Here is a 13,300-nt window from a genome sequence, read left to right on the forward strand (position 1 = left end):
GCGCTTCGAATGGCCTTCAGAGGGAAGTGGGGAGTGCAGAGGGCAACAATCAAAAGGTATAACGATGACAAAGATCATTCTGTCGGCCGTGGCTGGTGCTGCCGCCCTGACGATCGGCGCGCATGCGGCTTCGGCACAGACGCTGGAGGCCGTGCAAGAGAAGGGCTATATCCAGTGCGGCGTTTCCACTGGCCTGGCAGGCTTCTCGAACACCGACGATGCTGGCGAATGGACCGGCCTCGACGTCGACTTCTGCCGCGCCATGGCTGCTGCGGTCTTCGACGATCCGGCCGCAGTTCGCTTCTCGCCGCTTTCCGCTGTCGAGCGCTTCACGGCGCTGCAGTCCGGTGAGATCGACGTGCTCTCCCGCAACACGACCTGGACCATGAGCCGCGATACGGCACTCGGCCTGAACTTCGTCGGCGTAACGTTCTATGACGGCCAGGGCTTCATGGTGCCTGCCGAACTCAACGTCGATTCCGCTCTGCAGCTTTCGGGCGCATCGGTCTGCGTTCAGTCCGGCACGACGACCGAGCTCAACCTTACCGACTATTTCAGCTCCAACAACATGGAATACAATCCGGTTGTCTTCGAAGGCCTGGAAGAGGTCAACGCCGCCTACAACGCCGGCCGTTGCGACGTCTACACGACCGACAGCTCGGGCCTCTATGCGATCCGTCTGACGCTGGACAATCCGGACGACCACGTCGTTCTTCCCGAGCTGATCTCCAAAGAGCCTCTCGGGCCTTCCGTTCGTCGTGGCGACGATCAGTGGTTCGGCATCGCCAAGTGGGTTTATTACGGCCTGGTCTACGCTGAAGAACTTGGCATCTCTTCGGAAAATCTCGAGGAAATGCTTGCTTCGGAAAACCCGGACATCCGCCGTGCACTTGGTGGTGACGGCACGTTCGGCGCCGATATGGGCCTCGAGAACGACTGGCTTGTGAAGGTCATCCGTCACGTAGGCAACTATGGCGAGATCTTCGAGCGCAACGTGGGTGCTGACTCGCCGCTTCAGATCGAACGTGGTCTGAACGCGCTCTATACGGATGGTGGCATGCAGTACGGCATGCCGATCCGCTAAGACCGGAACCAAACCAGCGGTTCCGCGGTGTCAACGCCGCGGAACCGCTTTCGACATCAGGGCAGGGTTGTGGGTTTGTACAGTCACGTGCAGCCGACTTCATGTCCTGTGTTTGTATTGGTGGGTCGACCTTTCGACGATCCGGTCGATAAAGTCGTTCCGCTGAAAAGTCGGTCTTCGAACAGGCCTGTTGCCTCCGGCATGCAACGGGAAGCGAGACACCATGACAGTTTCAACAATTGATTCCAGCGCATCGCAGCCCGCACGCGCATCTCTATTTTACGATCCGGTCATCCGCGGGATCGTCTTTCAGGTGCTTCTGGCCCTGTTCATTCTGTATTTGGTCTATTCCGGCGTCACGAATGCTGCCAACAATCTGGCGCGCGCCGGCATCGCCACCGGGTTCGGCTTTCTCGGTAACCGCGCCGGCTTCGATATCGGCCAGTCGCTCATTCCCTACACGGCGAATTCAACATACCAGCGCGCCTTTTTCGTCGGCCTGACGAACACGATCTTCGTCGCCGCCATCGGTATCTTCTTTGCGACCATCATCGGGTTCATCGTCGGCATCGCGCGGCTTTCCAAGAACTTCCTCGTCCGCAAGGTCGCGGAGGTCTATGTGGAGACGCTGCGCAACATCCCGCTGCTGCTGCAGTTGCTCTTCTGGTACAAGGCAGTGCTTTCAGCGCTTCCTGCGCCGCGCGGGTCCATCGAGATGTTCAACAGCTCGGTTTTCCTGAACAACCGCGGCCTGATACTGCCCCAGTATATTGGGGAGGCAGGCGCTTCGATCTTTTATGCCTCGATTGCGATCGGCATCGCCGCGGCGATCGTCACCAGCCGCTGGGCCAAACGCCGACAGCTGGCCACTGGCCAGATATTCCCGACCATCCGGGTGTGTCTCGGCCTGATCATTGGTTTGCCGATCGCAGTGCTTCTGCTCACCGGCGTGCCTTTTACGGCGCAATATCCCGAACTCACCGGCTTCAACTTTACGGGCGGCTCCTCGATCCGGCCGGAATTCATGGCGCTGCTCCTTGGCTTGTCGCTTTATACCGCGGCATTCATCGCCGAAATTGTCCGCGCGGGCATCCTCGCGGTCTCAAAGGGTCAAACCGAGGCTGCGTTCTCGCTCGGCCTGCGTCCCAACACCACGATGCGCCTCGTCATCATTCCGCAGGCACTGCGCGTCATCATCCCGCCGCTGACCAGCCAGTATCTCAACCTGACGAAGAACTCGTCGCTGGCCATTGCCGTCGGCTATCCGGATCTCGTGTCCGTGTTCTCCGGAACGGTGGCGAACCAGACCGGACAGGCGGTGGAAGTCATTTCCATCACCATGATCGTCTATCTGACGCTGTCGCTGCTGACATCGGCATTCATGAACTGGTTCAACTCGCGCGTCGCGCTGGTCGAGCGCTGATCGGCGAGGGGAGAATACAATGTCCGATACTCACGCCGAAACCGATCTTGCCACGACGAAACTGGCTTTCGTGCGCAACGACTTTCTCGAAAGTCAGGTTCCACCCGTGCGCGAAGGTGGCCTCGGCTATTGGCTGAAACTCAATCTCTTTGCGACCCCGAAGGACACGCTGCTGACGATCCTCACGGCCTTGTTCCTGGCCTGGATCCTGCCGCCGCTCTTCAACTGGGCGTTTTTTAACGCCGTCTGGGATGGTTCGAACCGCGAGGCTTGTCTTGGCGAAGGCCAGGGTGCCTGCTGGGCCTTTGTCGACGCGAAGTTTGGCCAGTTCATGTATGGCCGCTATCCGCTGGATGAACGCTGGCGGGTGGATCTGACCGCGATCCTGTTGATCCTCTCGCTGGTGCCGTTGGCTATTCCTGCAGTGCCTTACAAGAAGTTCAATGCGGTCTTCCTGCTGGTCATTTTCCCGGTCATCGCCTTTATCCTGCTGACCGGCCAGTTCGGCCTGGAGCCGGTTCGCACCGATCTGTGGGGCGGCTTGCTGGTGACTTTGGTGGTTGCCATAGTCGGCATCGTCGTGTCGCTGCCACTTGGCGTGTTGCTCGCTCTCGGGCGCCGGTCGCACCTGCCCTTCGTCAAATATGCCTCGATCGTCTTCATCGAGTTCTGGCGTGGCGTTCCGCTCATCACCATCCTCTTCATGTCGTCGGTGATGCTGCCTCTGTTCCTGCCCGATGGCGTGACCTTCGACAAATTGCTGCGTGCGCTTGTGGGCGTTGCCTTCTTCGCATCGGCCTACATGGCCGAGGTCATCCGCGGCGGTCTCCAGGCGATCCCGAAAGGTCAGTACGAAGCGGCCGATGCGATGGGTCTGTCTTTCTGGCAGAAGATGCGACTCATCATTCTGCCGCAGGCGCTGACGATGGTCATTCCCGGCATCGTCAACACCTTCATCGGCCTGTTCAAGGACACGAGCCTCGTCCTCATCATCGGCATCTTCGACTTGCTCGGCATCGTTCAATTGAACTTCGCCGATCCCAATTGGGCCGCGCCGCAAACTGCGATCACGGGCTTCGTCTTCGCAGCGCTGGTCTATTTCATTTTCTGTTTCGGCATGTCGAAATACTCGCTCTACATGGAGCGCCGCCTCGACACGAGCCACCGGTAACCTTGAAGGGCATTTATCATGGCTGAGCCAGCTACCCAGGAATTCGATGCGACGAAATTGAAAGTGTCCGACACCGATGTCGCCATCGACATCGTCGGCATGAACAAATGGTATGGGGATTTCCACGTTCTGCGCGACATCAACCTGCGCGTCATGCGCGGGGAGCGGATCGTCGTTGCCGGTCCTTCCGGTTCCGGCAAGTCCACGATGATCCGGTGCATCAACCGGCTCGAGGAGCATCAGAAGGGCAAGATCGTCGTCGACGGCATCGAGTTGACGAACGATCTGAAGAAGATCGACGAAGTGCGCCGCGAAGTCGGCATGGTGTTCCAGCACTTCAATCTCTTCCCGCATTTGACGATCCTCGAGAACTGCACGCTCGCGCCGATCTGGGTCCGCAAGATGCCCAAGAAGAAGGCGGACGAGATCGCGATGCACTATCTCGAGCGCGTCAAGATCCCCGAACAGGCGCACAAATATCCGGGCCAGCTCTCCGGCGGTCAGCAGCAGCGTGTCGCCATCGCGCGGTCGCTGTGTATGAACCCGCGCATCATGCTGTTCGATGAGCCGACCTCGGCGCTCGATCCGGAAATGATCAAGGAAGTGCTCGACACGATGGTGAGCCTTGCCGAAGAAGGCATGACCATGATCTGCGTCACGCACGAAATGGGTTTTGCCCGTCAGGTCGCCAACCGCGTCATCTTCATGGACCAGGGACAGATCGTCGAGCAGAACGCGCCGGCGGAGTTCTTCGACAATCCGCAGCACGAGCGCACCAAGCTCTTCCTGAGCCAGATCCTGCACTAATGAAAATGGCGCGCATTGTCCTTCGACGATGCGCGCCGTTCATTTTGACCGAAGACCGACCGTCGTCACTCGATGGAGCGGTCGCCGTAGAGCCAGTCGAAATCGCCGGCCAGATCGTCCGGTCTGCGCAGTGCCAGCACGATATCCCGCCCGAGCCGGATCGGGCCGCGGGCATGGTAGGCGAAGCGATTGAAGGCAGCGCGTCGCGCAACCTTGTCGATCCGCGGACGCCGGGCGGCGACGAAAGCCGCAATACCAGCATCGAGATCATCACCCGCCACATGTGAAGCCAGGGCATAGGCATCCTCGATCGCCATGGCGGCACCTTGCGCTGCATAGGGCGGCATGACGTGTGCGGCATCGCCGATCAGCACGAGTCGCCCGGCACCCCAGTACTGGCCAGATAATCCATGGATCGGCCATCGACCGTTCATTTCAGCGCGGTCGAACAGCCCGGTCAGGCGTTGAGACCAGCGCCCGAAAGCTTGGCTCAGTTCTTGGCGCCCGGCGTTGTTGCCCGACCAGTTCGTTTCCATCGCGGCGCCATGGGTGATCGCGACCAGATTGACCGTACCGCGTGTCTTCAGCGGGTAGGCAACGAGATGCGTCTGCGGTGCGATGAATGCGCTGAGCCTATCCGGATCGAAGAGGGAGCCGATCGCGTCGCGCGGCAAGGTCATTCGCCAGGCGATTTGCCCGGTGAACGGCGCCTTGGCAGGCCCGCCGGCGCTCGCGCGCATCCTGGACCAGACGCCGTCGGCTCCAACCACCAGATCGGGAATCCGACCGCTGCGCGCTTCAACATCCCTTCTGACGGCCTCGACCCCCGCACCTTCGATCCGCACACCCGTATGAAGATCGATCGATGGATGGTCCAGAACAGCCTGATGCAGAACCGATTGCAGATCTGCCCGGTGGATCACCGCATAGGGAGCGCCCCATCGCTGACGCGCCTTGGCGCCGGCCGGCACCTGCGCAACCTGACGACCGGTGAGGCCTGAGACGAGGTCGATCGACGCCGGCTCATGCCATTTGGCAGCCAGCTTTTCCACAAGACCCAGTCGATCCAGAAGTCGCGTGGCATTCGGCGACAATTGAAGACCGGCGCCGACTTCGGCGAGCTCGGCCGCCTGCTCGTAAATCGAGACGGAGAATCCCTTGCGGGCAAGCGCCAGCGCGCAGGTCAGGCCGGCAATGCCGGCTCCGACGATGGCTGCATGGCGCCCTGTCACGGAAACGCCGCCGCCTCAGGCGGCCTGGCGATCGTAGCTGCAGCCCGCCGGCTGTGTTTCGGTGGTGCCGAGGTTCGAATTGAATCGGTAGAGCGTCGAGCAGTACGGGCAGACTTTTTCGTTGTCGTCGCCCATGTCAAGGAACTCGTGCGGGTGATCGAAGGGCGGCGTCGCACCCACGCACATGAATTCCTTCACCCCGATTTCCACGACGGCATGTCCATCGTCGTTCTGAAAGTGGGGAATGCCGTGGCCAGCCATAGTCTGCTCCGTTTGTCGGTTCTTGCGCGCGCCGGACCATACAAAGGCCGACGGCGAAAGTGTAGTCGTTTCTCGAGGGAAAGCCCTGCTTGTCGTGGCACAGGGTCTTCCGATCGGTCGGGTCTACCTCTAGTGTGCCGCGCAACAAAGAGGACCCGCATGAATCTCGACAAGAAGCAGATGCATCGCTTTCGATCGGGCGATCTCGACATTGCCTATCTGGACGAAGGGCCGCGTGACGGTACGCCCATCCTCCTCATTCACGGCTTCGCATCCACCGCCCACGTGAACTGGGTCTATCCCGGATGGGTGAAGACCCTGACGCAGGCGGGCTATCGTACCATCGCGCTCGACAATCGTGGCCATGGCGAGAGTGACAAGCCGCATGATCCAGATGCCTATACCGCTTCGATCATGGCCGGCGACGGGCTTGCTTTGCTCGATTACCTCGACATCGAACGAGCCCATGTGTTCGGCTACTCCATGGGTGCGCGCAATTCGGCATTTCTCGCCCACCATGCTCCGGAGAGGGTCAACCGGCTCGTTCTAGGCGGCCTCGCTGCGGGTCTGGTCAAGGGCGTTGGCGACTGGACGCCGATTGCCGAGGCGCTTTTGGCTGACAGTCTCGACGAAGTAACGCACCCGCGCGGGCGAATGTTCAGAATGTTTGCCGAGCAGACGAAGAGCGATCGCAAGGCCTTGGCCGCCTGCATCACCTCGCGCGAGGAACTGAAGCCCGAGCAACTGGCGCGCCTGACGATGCCGGTGCTCGTCGGTGTTGGCACAAAGGACGACATCGCAGGCTCGCCTGAGGAGCTAGTCGCCATGCTTCCCAATGCACGCGGCGTCGATATTCCGAACCGCGATCATATGCTTGCGGTAGGCGATAAGGTGTTCAAGGCAGCCGTTCTCGATTTTCTTTCGGAAGAAGACGCGGTTTGAAGACGATCGAGTTCGCAGGCGTCGAAGGCAATCGCATCGTCGCCGACCTTTACAAGCCGAATACGCAATCTGCTCATCCGCCCGTTCTTCTCGTCCATGGCGGCGGGCAGACGCGGCATGCCTGGCGCGGCACTGCCCGCGCTTTGGCGATCGCCGGTTTCACGGCAATCGCGATGGACCAGCGCGGCCATGGCGACAGCGCCTGGGTCGGCTCCAAGGCCTATGCATTCTATGATTTCGCCGCCGATCTTGCGGCCATTTGCAAGGATATCGAGCAACAGCACGGCCGGCCTCCGATCGTGGTCGGCGCATCGCTCGGCGGGCTTGCCGCCCTGTTGGCGGAGGGTAGGGCCGGGCACGGTCTGCTCGGCGGTCTCGTCCTCGTCGATGTCACGCCGCGCATGGATCCCGATGGAATTCGGCGCATCCACGGCTTCATGGGAGAGCGCATGAGCGAGGGGTTTGCCACGCTCGAGGAGGCCGCAGCGGCCATCAGCGCATATCTGCCCGCGCGGCGCAAGCCGGCCACCTTGTCCGGGCTCGCAAAGAACCTGAGACGCGGCGACGATGGACGATATCGCTGGCATTGGGACCCGGCATTCATGGGTGGCCCGCGCCCGGTTAATTTCGAACGTGCATCTGTCGAGGCCGAGCTGGATTCGGTCGTGGCGAAGCTCAAGGTGCCGACATTGCTCGTGCGCGGCCGACAATCGGAACTGGTGACGGAAGAGGCGGTTGCCGAATTCCTCAAAGCTGCGCCGCATGCGCGCTATGTCGACGTGCTCGGGGCTGGTCACATGGTTGCCGGTGACAAGAACGACGCGTTCACTGACGCCGTGATCACGTTTCTGCTGGAAGAACAGGCGGTCGCATCGTAGTCCAGCGCTTCAAAGAGGGGCTTGATAAGCGCGCCTACACCGGCCGTTGCGGCGTCGTCATTCACGGCCGTTCACGCTGAATAAAAGATTCACGTTGGATCCTGATAGTACCAACACCCCATTTAAGTCAGGCAACCAGTCCACTATGTTTGCGGCTGGAGCCACTTTGCGAGAGGAGCCGTCCATGGCTGCGCGCAGCGATGCAAAACAAACCGATACCCTGAAGGTCATGGACCCGATCTGGAATGCGATCCGGCAGGAAGCCGAAGAAGCATCCGCTAACGAACCCGTGCTGGCAGGTTTTCTCTACAGCACCATTCTCAACGCCCGCAGTCTCGAGGAGGCGGTGATCCACCGGATCTCAGAGCGCCTCGACCATGCCGATGTGCCGGCGAGCGTGATCCGCCAGGCGTTCCTCGAAATGCGCGACGACTGGCGGGAATGGGAATCCTGGCTCCGGGTTGATATCCAGGCCGTCTACGACCGTGATCCCGCCTGCGACCGGTTCATCGAACCTGTTCTTTATTTCAAGGGTTTCCACGCCATCCAGACGCACAGGCTGGCTCATTGGCTTTGGACGATGGGGCGCCGCGATTTTGCGCTTTATCTCCAAAGCCGATCGTCGGCCGTCTTCCAGACGGACATCAATCCAGCTGCGCCGTTCGGCAAGGGCATTTTCCTCGATCACGCTACTGGCCTCGTCGTCGGTGCAACGGCCCGGGTCGGTGACAACGTTTCCATCCTGCAGGGCGTGACGCTCGGTGGCACCGGAAAACAGAGTGGCGACCGTCACCCCAAGATTGAGAACGGGGTGCTGATTGGCGCCGGTGCGAAGATCCTCGGCAACATCGTCGTGGGCCATTGCTCGCGCATCGCAGCCGGTTCCGTCGTGCTCAAGCCCGTTCCCGCGAACTCCACCGTCGCCGGCGTTCCGGCGCGCGTCATCGGCAGCGCGGGATGCGACGAGCCGTCGCGTGCCATGGACCAGCTTCTCGGCTCGATCTGAGGGTGCTTTTCGGCAATCCGGGTTTACAGCCCGGCTTGCCGCATGCGACAAGCGCTCCGGTTCACGACCGGCACTGCATTGACGTGATTTGCAGCCGGTTCCATCATCTGTAAACTCCGGTCTGTATTGCGCCGCGCTGATTTGCCGGTGACCATACTGCACCGACCGCAAGCCACGGAGCCTCCATTGAAGCCCGACGAAATCCGCAAGCTAGAGGCTTATTTCAAGCGCACCTTCAACGACCGCATGCAGGTCAAGGCGCGACCGCGAAAGGATGACTCCGCCGAGGTTTATATCGGCGACGAGTTCCTTGGCGTTGTCTTCCGCGACGACGAAGACGGCGATCTCTCCTTCAACTTCTCGATGGCCATTCTCGACGTCGATCTTTGATCAGGATTTGAGCCGTGCGGGCCGTTCCGCGGACCGAAAGCGCGGCTGATGCGATCTCAATCCAGCAGTGCGGCATCCAGATATTGGCGCACTGCATCTTCGACCGATTGCCATTCCGGCAGAAGTGCCGACGGGAACCGGTAAAGCACCGACGTGTCGCTGCCGACCAGGATATCGCGCTGGCAGGCCGTCGTCGTGAGGCCGAAGCTGGATGCATCCGTGTCGTCCAGGCAGCGCACGACATAAGGGTCTGCAGTGGCCCCGTTCTCCACATATAAGAGTTCCCCGGCATAGCCGGTCACATGCGTCAGCCTGTGGACGGCAAGTCCCGAAGGACCGGGCTCGGCTGCCCCTTCGACGAGGTGGCTGTAGATCGGCGCGTAACGGCCGGACATGTCCTTGGACATGATCTGCGGCGTCAGCGAGACGAAGATGACCGCACTACTGCCGTCGACCGCGTTGAAGTCATCGCGTGTCGACGAGGAATAGCCCTGCATATCAGGCCAGCGAAAATAGAGATCGAGGCTCGCTTTGGGACCTGCCTGACGCTGATTGTCGAAGCGGATCACATTGGCCGGTAGATCGAAGACGTCTTCGCCGATAGCCGAGCGGAAAAGCTCGGTCGAGGTGGAGTGCCCGGCCATCGCGATGCGCTCGCCGACCCACCGCCCGCCGACCGCCGCCAAAGCCGACAGCGCCGCGAAGGCAAAGATGCCGAGCATAAGGCGCGTCACAAGGCGCGAGGTGACGATCGGTTCGAAGCGCTCGCCTTCATGTCTGGTCTGGTCGTATGCCATGATGCCTCTCTGGCGCATTCTGAGCCCGCATCGAATCGATGGCGGCAGACGCCACGCAGGCTTCAGGGTTGCTCCAACAGGGTTAATCCGCTGTTAATGCAGAGCTTTAAATTGGGAGGATGATGGATTTGGCACTTTACCGACTGGATGACAGAGAACCGGCGCTGCCCGACGGTTTTCACTGGATCGCCGCTTCCGCCGAGGTGATCGGCGCCGTGGAGATCGGCGAGGATGTTGGGATCTGGTTCAACGCGGTTCTGCGCGGCGATAACGAACTCATCCGTGTCGGGCGAGGCTCCAACATCCAGGAGAACTGCGTCCTCCACACCGATATGGGGTTTCCGCTGAGCATCGGCGAGGGCTGCACCATCGGTCACAAGGCGATGCTGCATGGCTGCACGATCGGAGACAACAGCCTGATCGGCATGGGCGCCACGGTCTTGAACGGCGCGGTAATCGGCAAGAACTGCCTCATCGGCGCCGGCGCGCTAGTGACGGAACGCAAGATCATTTCGGACAATTCGATGGTGCTGGGCTCGCCGGGCAAGGTCGTGCGCGAACTGGATGAATCGGCGATCGCGATGCTTCGCCTTTCGGCCGCCCACTACATCGACAACGCCAAGCGCTTTGCCTCCGGTCTCGTGCGCATCAACTGACAGAAAAAGCCGGCGCTCCTTATTGGAGCACCGGCCAGAGAGGCCCGCCTACGGGGAAGCGGGACGGGCCTTAGGGATTGGAGGATTAGCGGACGGCGCCCACCGCCATCGGATTGCGGTTGTCGTCGATCTTGTTCCAGCGCCCGGCATGGTTGGCCGCCTGACGCTTGAGATAGGTGTATTCCGTGTCGGACCAGAGCATGACGCGGTCGCGCATATTGTCGAGAATGAAGTCGCCGTGGTCGGTGGCGACCGTCAGCACGGCGTGGCCGGAGCCGTCCGGCTGCAGGACGACGGTGATCAGCAGATGTTCGGCGGAAAAGCCGCGCTCCATCAGCATGCGACGCTTGAGCAGAGCGTAGTCCTCGCAGTCGCCGACGCTGGTCGGGTAGTCCCAATATTCCTCGACGCCGTAGATCTCCTGATCCGTCAGCGGAATGATGGTGCGGTTCGCGGTGGCGTTGACGTGCAGCATGTCGGCCCAGCCCTGACGAGTCAGTTGCGCCGGTGCGCCGGTGACGCCCGAAGTCGCCTGGCATTCCTGCTGCTGGCGCAGGCAGAATTCGTGATGGCCGATCGGCTGGCTCGTGGCGCCGGTGGTGACCATGTTGAGCGACGCTGCGCCTGCACTGTTCTGTCCCAGAATGGCACCCGTCAGAGCGATTGCCGTGAAGATTGCTTTTTGCATTTTGTTCATTGGTTGCTTCCCCGTGTTGGGAAGACATTGCCACGAACAATTTTAGATCACGCAAAATAGTACAGTAGAGTTAAGTAAAAATCCAATGTATCCCGTCAATAAATTCGAAACTATACTATCGCGCATTTTACCGATTGTGGAGCGACTTTGTTTACCATCGAAATCCCGGTGCTCTGGGATTCTGCCAATGAAAAAGGCCGCCTGGCTTGAAGCGAGGCGGCCTTGTCTTGATTTGGCACAGGGAAGGATTTGGCCGGAAACTGGCTTGTTTCGAGCCAGCTGCCTGAAAAATTATCCGAGATAATTTCGCAATGCTTCGGCAGGTTGAACGCGCACGAACTCCATCGCGACGCCTTCCTGGAAGTGGCGCACAACGCGACCGCGCATCGTTCCAAGCGTCAGCGGCGTGCCGAGGGCAGGGCGCACGTCGATCTCGATCGCGGCGCCGGAAAGCGAAAGATCGATCACGCGGCATGCGTACCGACGGCCGTCTTCGAGCAGGATTTCGGAACGCGCACTGCGGGGCGTGTAACGCTCGTGGCGACGGTCTTCAGGAAGGGCGAGCTCGTGTTTGTTGGCAAGCCAAGTGAGCTGCGCCGCAAGCTTCTCGCGCTTGCGCTGCGTGGCGTTGAGCGTGATCGCGAATCCGCGGCCATCCGCCTCCACCACGCGACCTTCGATACGTCCGATGTGATCGAGATAAGCGACGATGCGTTCATTGGTCTTCGGGCGCGCGGCGCACTGGAACACCACATCACCCGGCGACATTTCCGCCGCCACGCAATCGAACTCGGAGAAATCCGCGCACATCAGGCGACCGGGCAGGTTGACGGTCACGCTCTGAAAGCGTCGATCGCCGGATGCAGTCGGGGCGCTTGGCGCCTTTTCAAGGACGAATGACATGGTGCCCCTTGGCATAAACAGGATCTTGTCCCCAAGGTTAGGCCATATCTGTTAACAACCGGTAATATTCATCCAAGGTCACGGTGTAAAAATGGTGCACTGTTCTGCTCGGCGAAACCTTGGTCCATCCGGCGGATCTGTTGTGTCTTTCCCCTGATTCAATTGACTTTGTGCCTGCACCGTCCCACCTCTAAACCAACATCGACGCCGCCCAAGCGGCTCTGGCACGACTCGGCGCAGGAGTGAATTGTCCATGACGAACGACAACAGCAGTCATGCGCCCGGCGAACCGGTTGGCGCAGCGCCCGAGCCTGAGCGTCGATCCGAACCCGTGTTCAACTTGCCGCGTGTGGTGGTAATAGCGCTCGGTCTTCTTTGGGCGATACATCTGATCCGCGTCGGGCTTCTGGGCCGCATTCAGGATTTGGGCCTGTTGTTGGAGACCGCGTTCATTCCTTTGCGGTACGCCGTTCCGCTGACCGACCAATCGCCGGCATGGTTGTGGTCGCCCGTCACCTATTCGCTGCTGCATGGCAGCTTCGCGCATATCATCGTCAATTCTCTGTGGCTGGTGGCATTCGGTTCAATCGTGGCGCGGCGTATCGGCACGACGCGCTTCGTTCTGTTCTGGGTGGCATCGGCAGTCGCAGCCGTCGCGCTGCATCTCGCCCTTCACTGGGGAGACGACGTACCCGTCATCGGCGCATCGGGCGTCGTCTCCGGCCTCATGGGTGCGGCGGCGCGGTTTGCCTTTCCGCAGAGCGGCCGCTTCAGACGGGAAAAGGCACATTTCCTACCGCGCCTCTCCGTGGTGGAGTCTCTAAGCAACCGGACGGTCCTGGTTTATGTCGGACTTTGGTTCGGCATCAATGCCCTCGCCGCCTTCGGGTTTGGGTCCGATCCGAGTGGTACGACCCAGATCGCCTGGGAAGCGCATATCGGGGGATTCCTGTTCGGTTTCCTGGGCTTCGCCTTCTTCGATCGTCGATCCTGGGCCTGACATCCGACACTCCAAGGTCTTGCTTGAAAAAGTTCTGCTGACGCCGCACGATG

15 protein-coding genes are annotated in these 13,300 nt (G+C 60.5%); 10 read left to right on the forward strand and 5 right to left on the reverse strand.

Features of this window, described 5'->3' with window-relative positions:
- The first annotated feature begins 64 nt into the window (after window positions 1-64).
- The 4 genes from GC125_RS11295 (at window position 65) to GC125_RS11310 (ending at window position 4,485) form a co-directional block, all read left to right on the forward strand.
- Window positions 65-1,084, forward strand: a complete 1,020-nt coding sequence (locus GC125_RS11295) for an amino acid ABC transporter substrate-binding protein (protein WP_151985759.1) — start codon at window positions 65-67, stop codon at window positions 1,082-1,084.
- A 223-nt stretch (window positions 1,085-1,307) separates the two neighbouring features.
- Window positions 1,308-2,507 carry an amino acid ABC transporter permease gene (locus tag GC125_RS11300; protein WP_151985760.1) on the forward strand — a complete coding sequence of 400 codons (1,200 nt, stop codon included), beginning with the start codon at window positions 1,308-1,310 and terminating at the stop codon, window positions 2,505-2,507.
- Window positions 2,508-2,526: 19 nt separating this feature from the next.
- The gene (locus GC125_RS11305) at window positions 2,527-3,678 is read left to right on the forward strand and encodes an amino acid ABC transporter permease (RefSeq protein WP_151985761.1); all 1,152 of its coding nucleotides are present in this window, start codon (window positions 2,527-2,529) and stop codon (window positions 3,676-3,678) included.
- An 18-nt stretch (window positions 3,679-3,696) separates the two neighbouring features.
- Window positions 3,697-4,485: an amino acid ABC transporter ATP-binding protein gene (locus GC125_RS11310; protein WP_151985762.1), complete on the forward strand. Its 789-nt coding sequence runs from the start codon at window positions 3,697-3,699 to the stop codon at window positions 4,483-4,485.
- 65 nt (window positions 4,486-4,550) lie between these two features.
- Here the strand turns inward: GC125_RS11310 and GC125_RS11315 are convergent, their stop codons facing one another.
- Both GC125_RS11315 and GC125_RS11320 read right to left on the reverse strand, forming a co-directional pair.
- Entirely contained in the window at window positions 4,551-5,717 is a 1,167-nt protein-coding gene (locus tag GC125_RS11315; protein ID WP_151985763.1) for an FAD-dependent oxidoreductase, read from the reverse strand.
- Between the two features lie 15 nt (window positions 5,718-5,732).
- Complete coding sequence (locus tag GC125_RS11320) at window positions 5,733-5,978, reverse strand: zinc-finger domain-containing protein (RefSeq protein WP_151985764.1); 246 nt, start codon at window positions 5,976-5,978, stop codon at window positions 5,733-5,735.
- A gap of 159 nt (window positions 5,979-6,137) precedes the next feature.
- On the opposite strand from GC125_RS11320, the gene GC125_RS11325 reads away from it, so the two are divergent.
- The 4 genes from GC125_RS11325 (at window position 6,138) to GC125_RS11340 (ending at window position 9,194) form a co-directional block, all read left to right on the forward strand.
- The gene (locus GC125_RS11325) at window positions 6,138-6,920 is read left to right on the forward strand and encodes an alpha/beta fold hydrolase (protein WP_151985765.1); all 783 of its coding nucleotides are present in this window, start codon (window positions 6,138-6,140) and stop codon (window positions 6,918-6,920) included.
- A complete protein-coding gene (locus GC125_RS11330) occupies window positions 6,917-7,798 on the forward strand; it encodes an alpha/beta fold hydrolase (protein WP_151985766.1) in 882 nt (293 codons plus the stop codon). The genes GC125_RS11325 and GC125_RS11330 overlap by 4 nt, the downstream gene beginning before the upstream one ends.
- A gap of 184 nt (window positions 7,799-7,982) precedes the next feature.
- Entirely contained in the window at window positions 7,983-8,804 is an 822-nt protein-coding gene (cysE, locus tag GC125_RS11335) for a serine O-acetyltransferase (RefSeq protein WP_151985767.1), read from the forward strand.
- Window positions 8,805-8,990: 186 nt separating this feature from the next.
- Window positions 8,991-9,194: a DUF3126 family protein gene (locus GC125_RS11340; protein WP_126010450.1), complete on the forward strand. Its 204-nt coding sequence runs from the start codon at window positions 8,991-8,993 to the stop codon at window positions 9,192-9,194.
- Window positions 9,195-9,250: 56 nt separating this feature from the next.
- Here the strand turns inward: GC125_RS11340 and GC125_RS11345 are convergent, their stop codons facing one another.
- The gene (locus GC125_RS11345; RefSeq protein ID WP_151985768.1) at window positions 9,251-9,991 is read right to left on the reverse strand and encodes a hypothetical protein; all 741 of its coding nucleotides are present in this window, start codon (window positions 9,989-9,991) and stop codon (window positions 9,251-9,253) included.
- 128 nt (window positions 9,992-10,119) lie between these two features.
- Between GC125_RS11345 and GC125_RS11350 the strand changes: the two genes are divergently transcribed.
- Window positions 10,120-10,647, forward strand: coding sequence for a gamma carbonic anhydrase family protein (locus GC125_RS11350; RefSeq protein ID WP_199864694.1), 528 nt, complete (start codon window positions 10,120-10,122; stop codon window positions 10,645-10,647).
- Between the two features lie 85 nt (window positions 10,648-10,732).
- Here the strand turns inward: GC125_RS11350 and GC125_RS11355 are convergent, their stop codons facing one another.
- Both GC125_RS11355 and GC125_RS11360 read right to left on the reverse strand, forming a co-directional pair.
- A complete protein-coding gene (locus GC125_RS11355) occupies window positions 10,733-11,344 on the reverse strand; it encodes a transglutaminase-like cysteine peptidase (protein ID WP_151985770.1) in 612 nt (203 codons plus the stop codon).
- A gap of 291 nt (window positions 11,345-11,635) precedes the next feature.
- Window positions 11,636-12,247: a PilZ domain-containing protein gene (locus GC125_RS11360; protein ID WP_151985771.1), complete on the reverse strand. Its 612-nt coding sequence runs from the start codon at window positions 12,245-12,247 to the stop codon at window positions 11,636-11,638.
- A 253-nt stretch (window positions 12,248-12,500) separates the two neighbouring features.
- Here GC125_RS11360 and GC125_RS11365 point away from each other — a divergent pair, with 253 nt between their 5' ends.
- A complete protein-coding gene (locus tag GC125_RS11365; RefSeq protein ID WP_151985772.1) occupies window positions 12,501-13,247 on the forward strand; it encodes a rhomboid family intramembrane serine protease in 747 nt (248 codons plus the stop codon).
- The last annotated feature ends 53 nt before the right edge of the window (window positions 13,248-13,300 follow it).

The organism is Rhizobium sp. EC-SD404, from assembly GCF_902498825.1.
GTDB lineage: Bacteria > Pseudomonadota > Alphaproteobacteria > Rhizobiales > Rhizobiaceae > Georhizobium.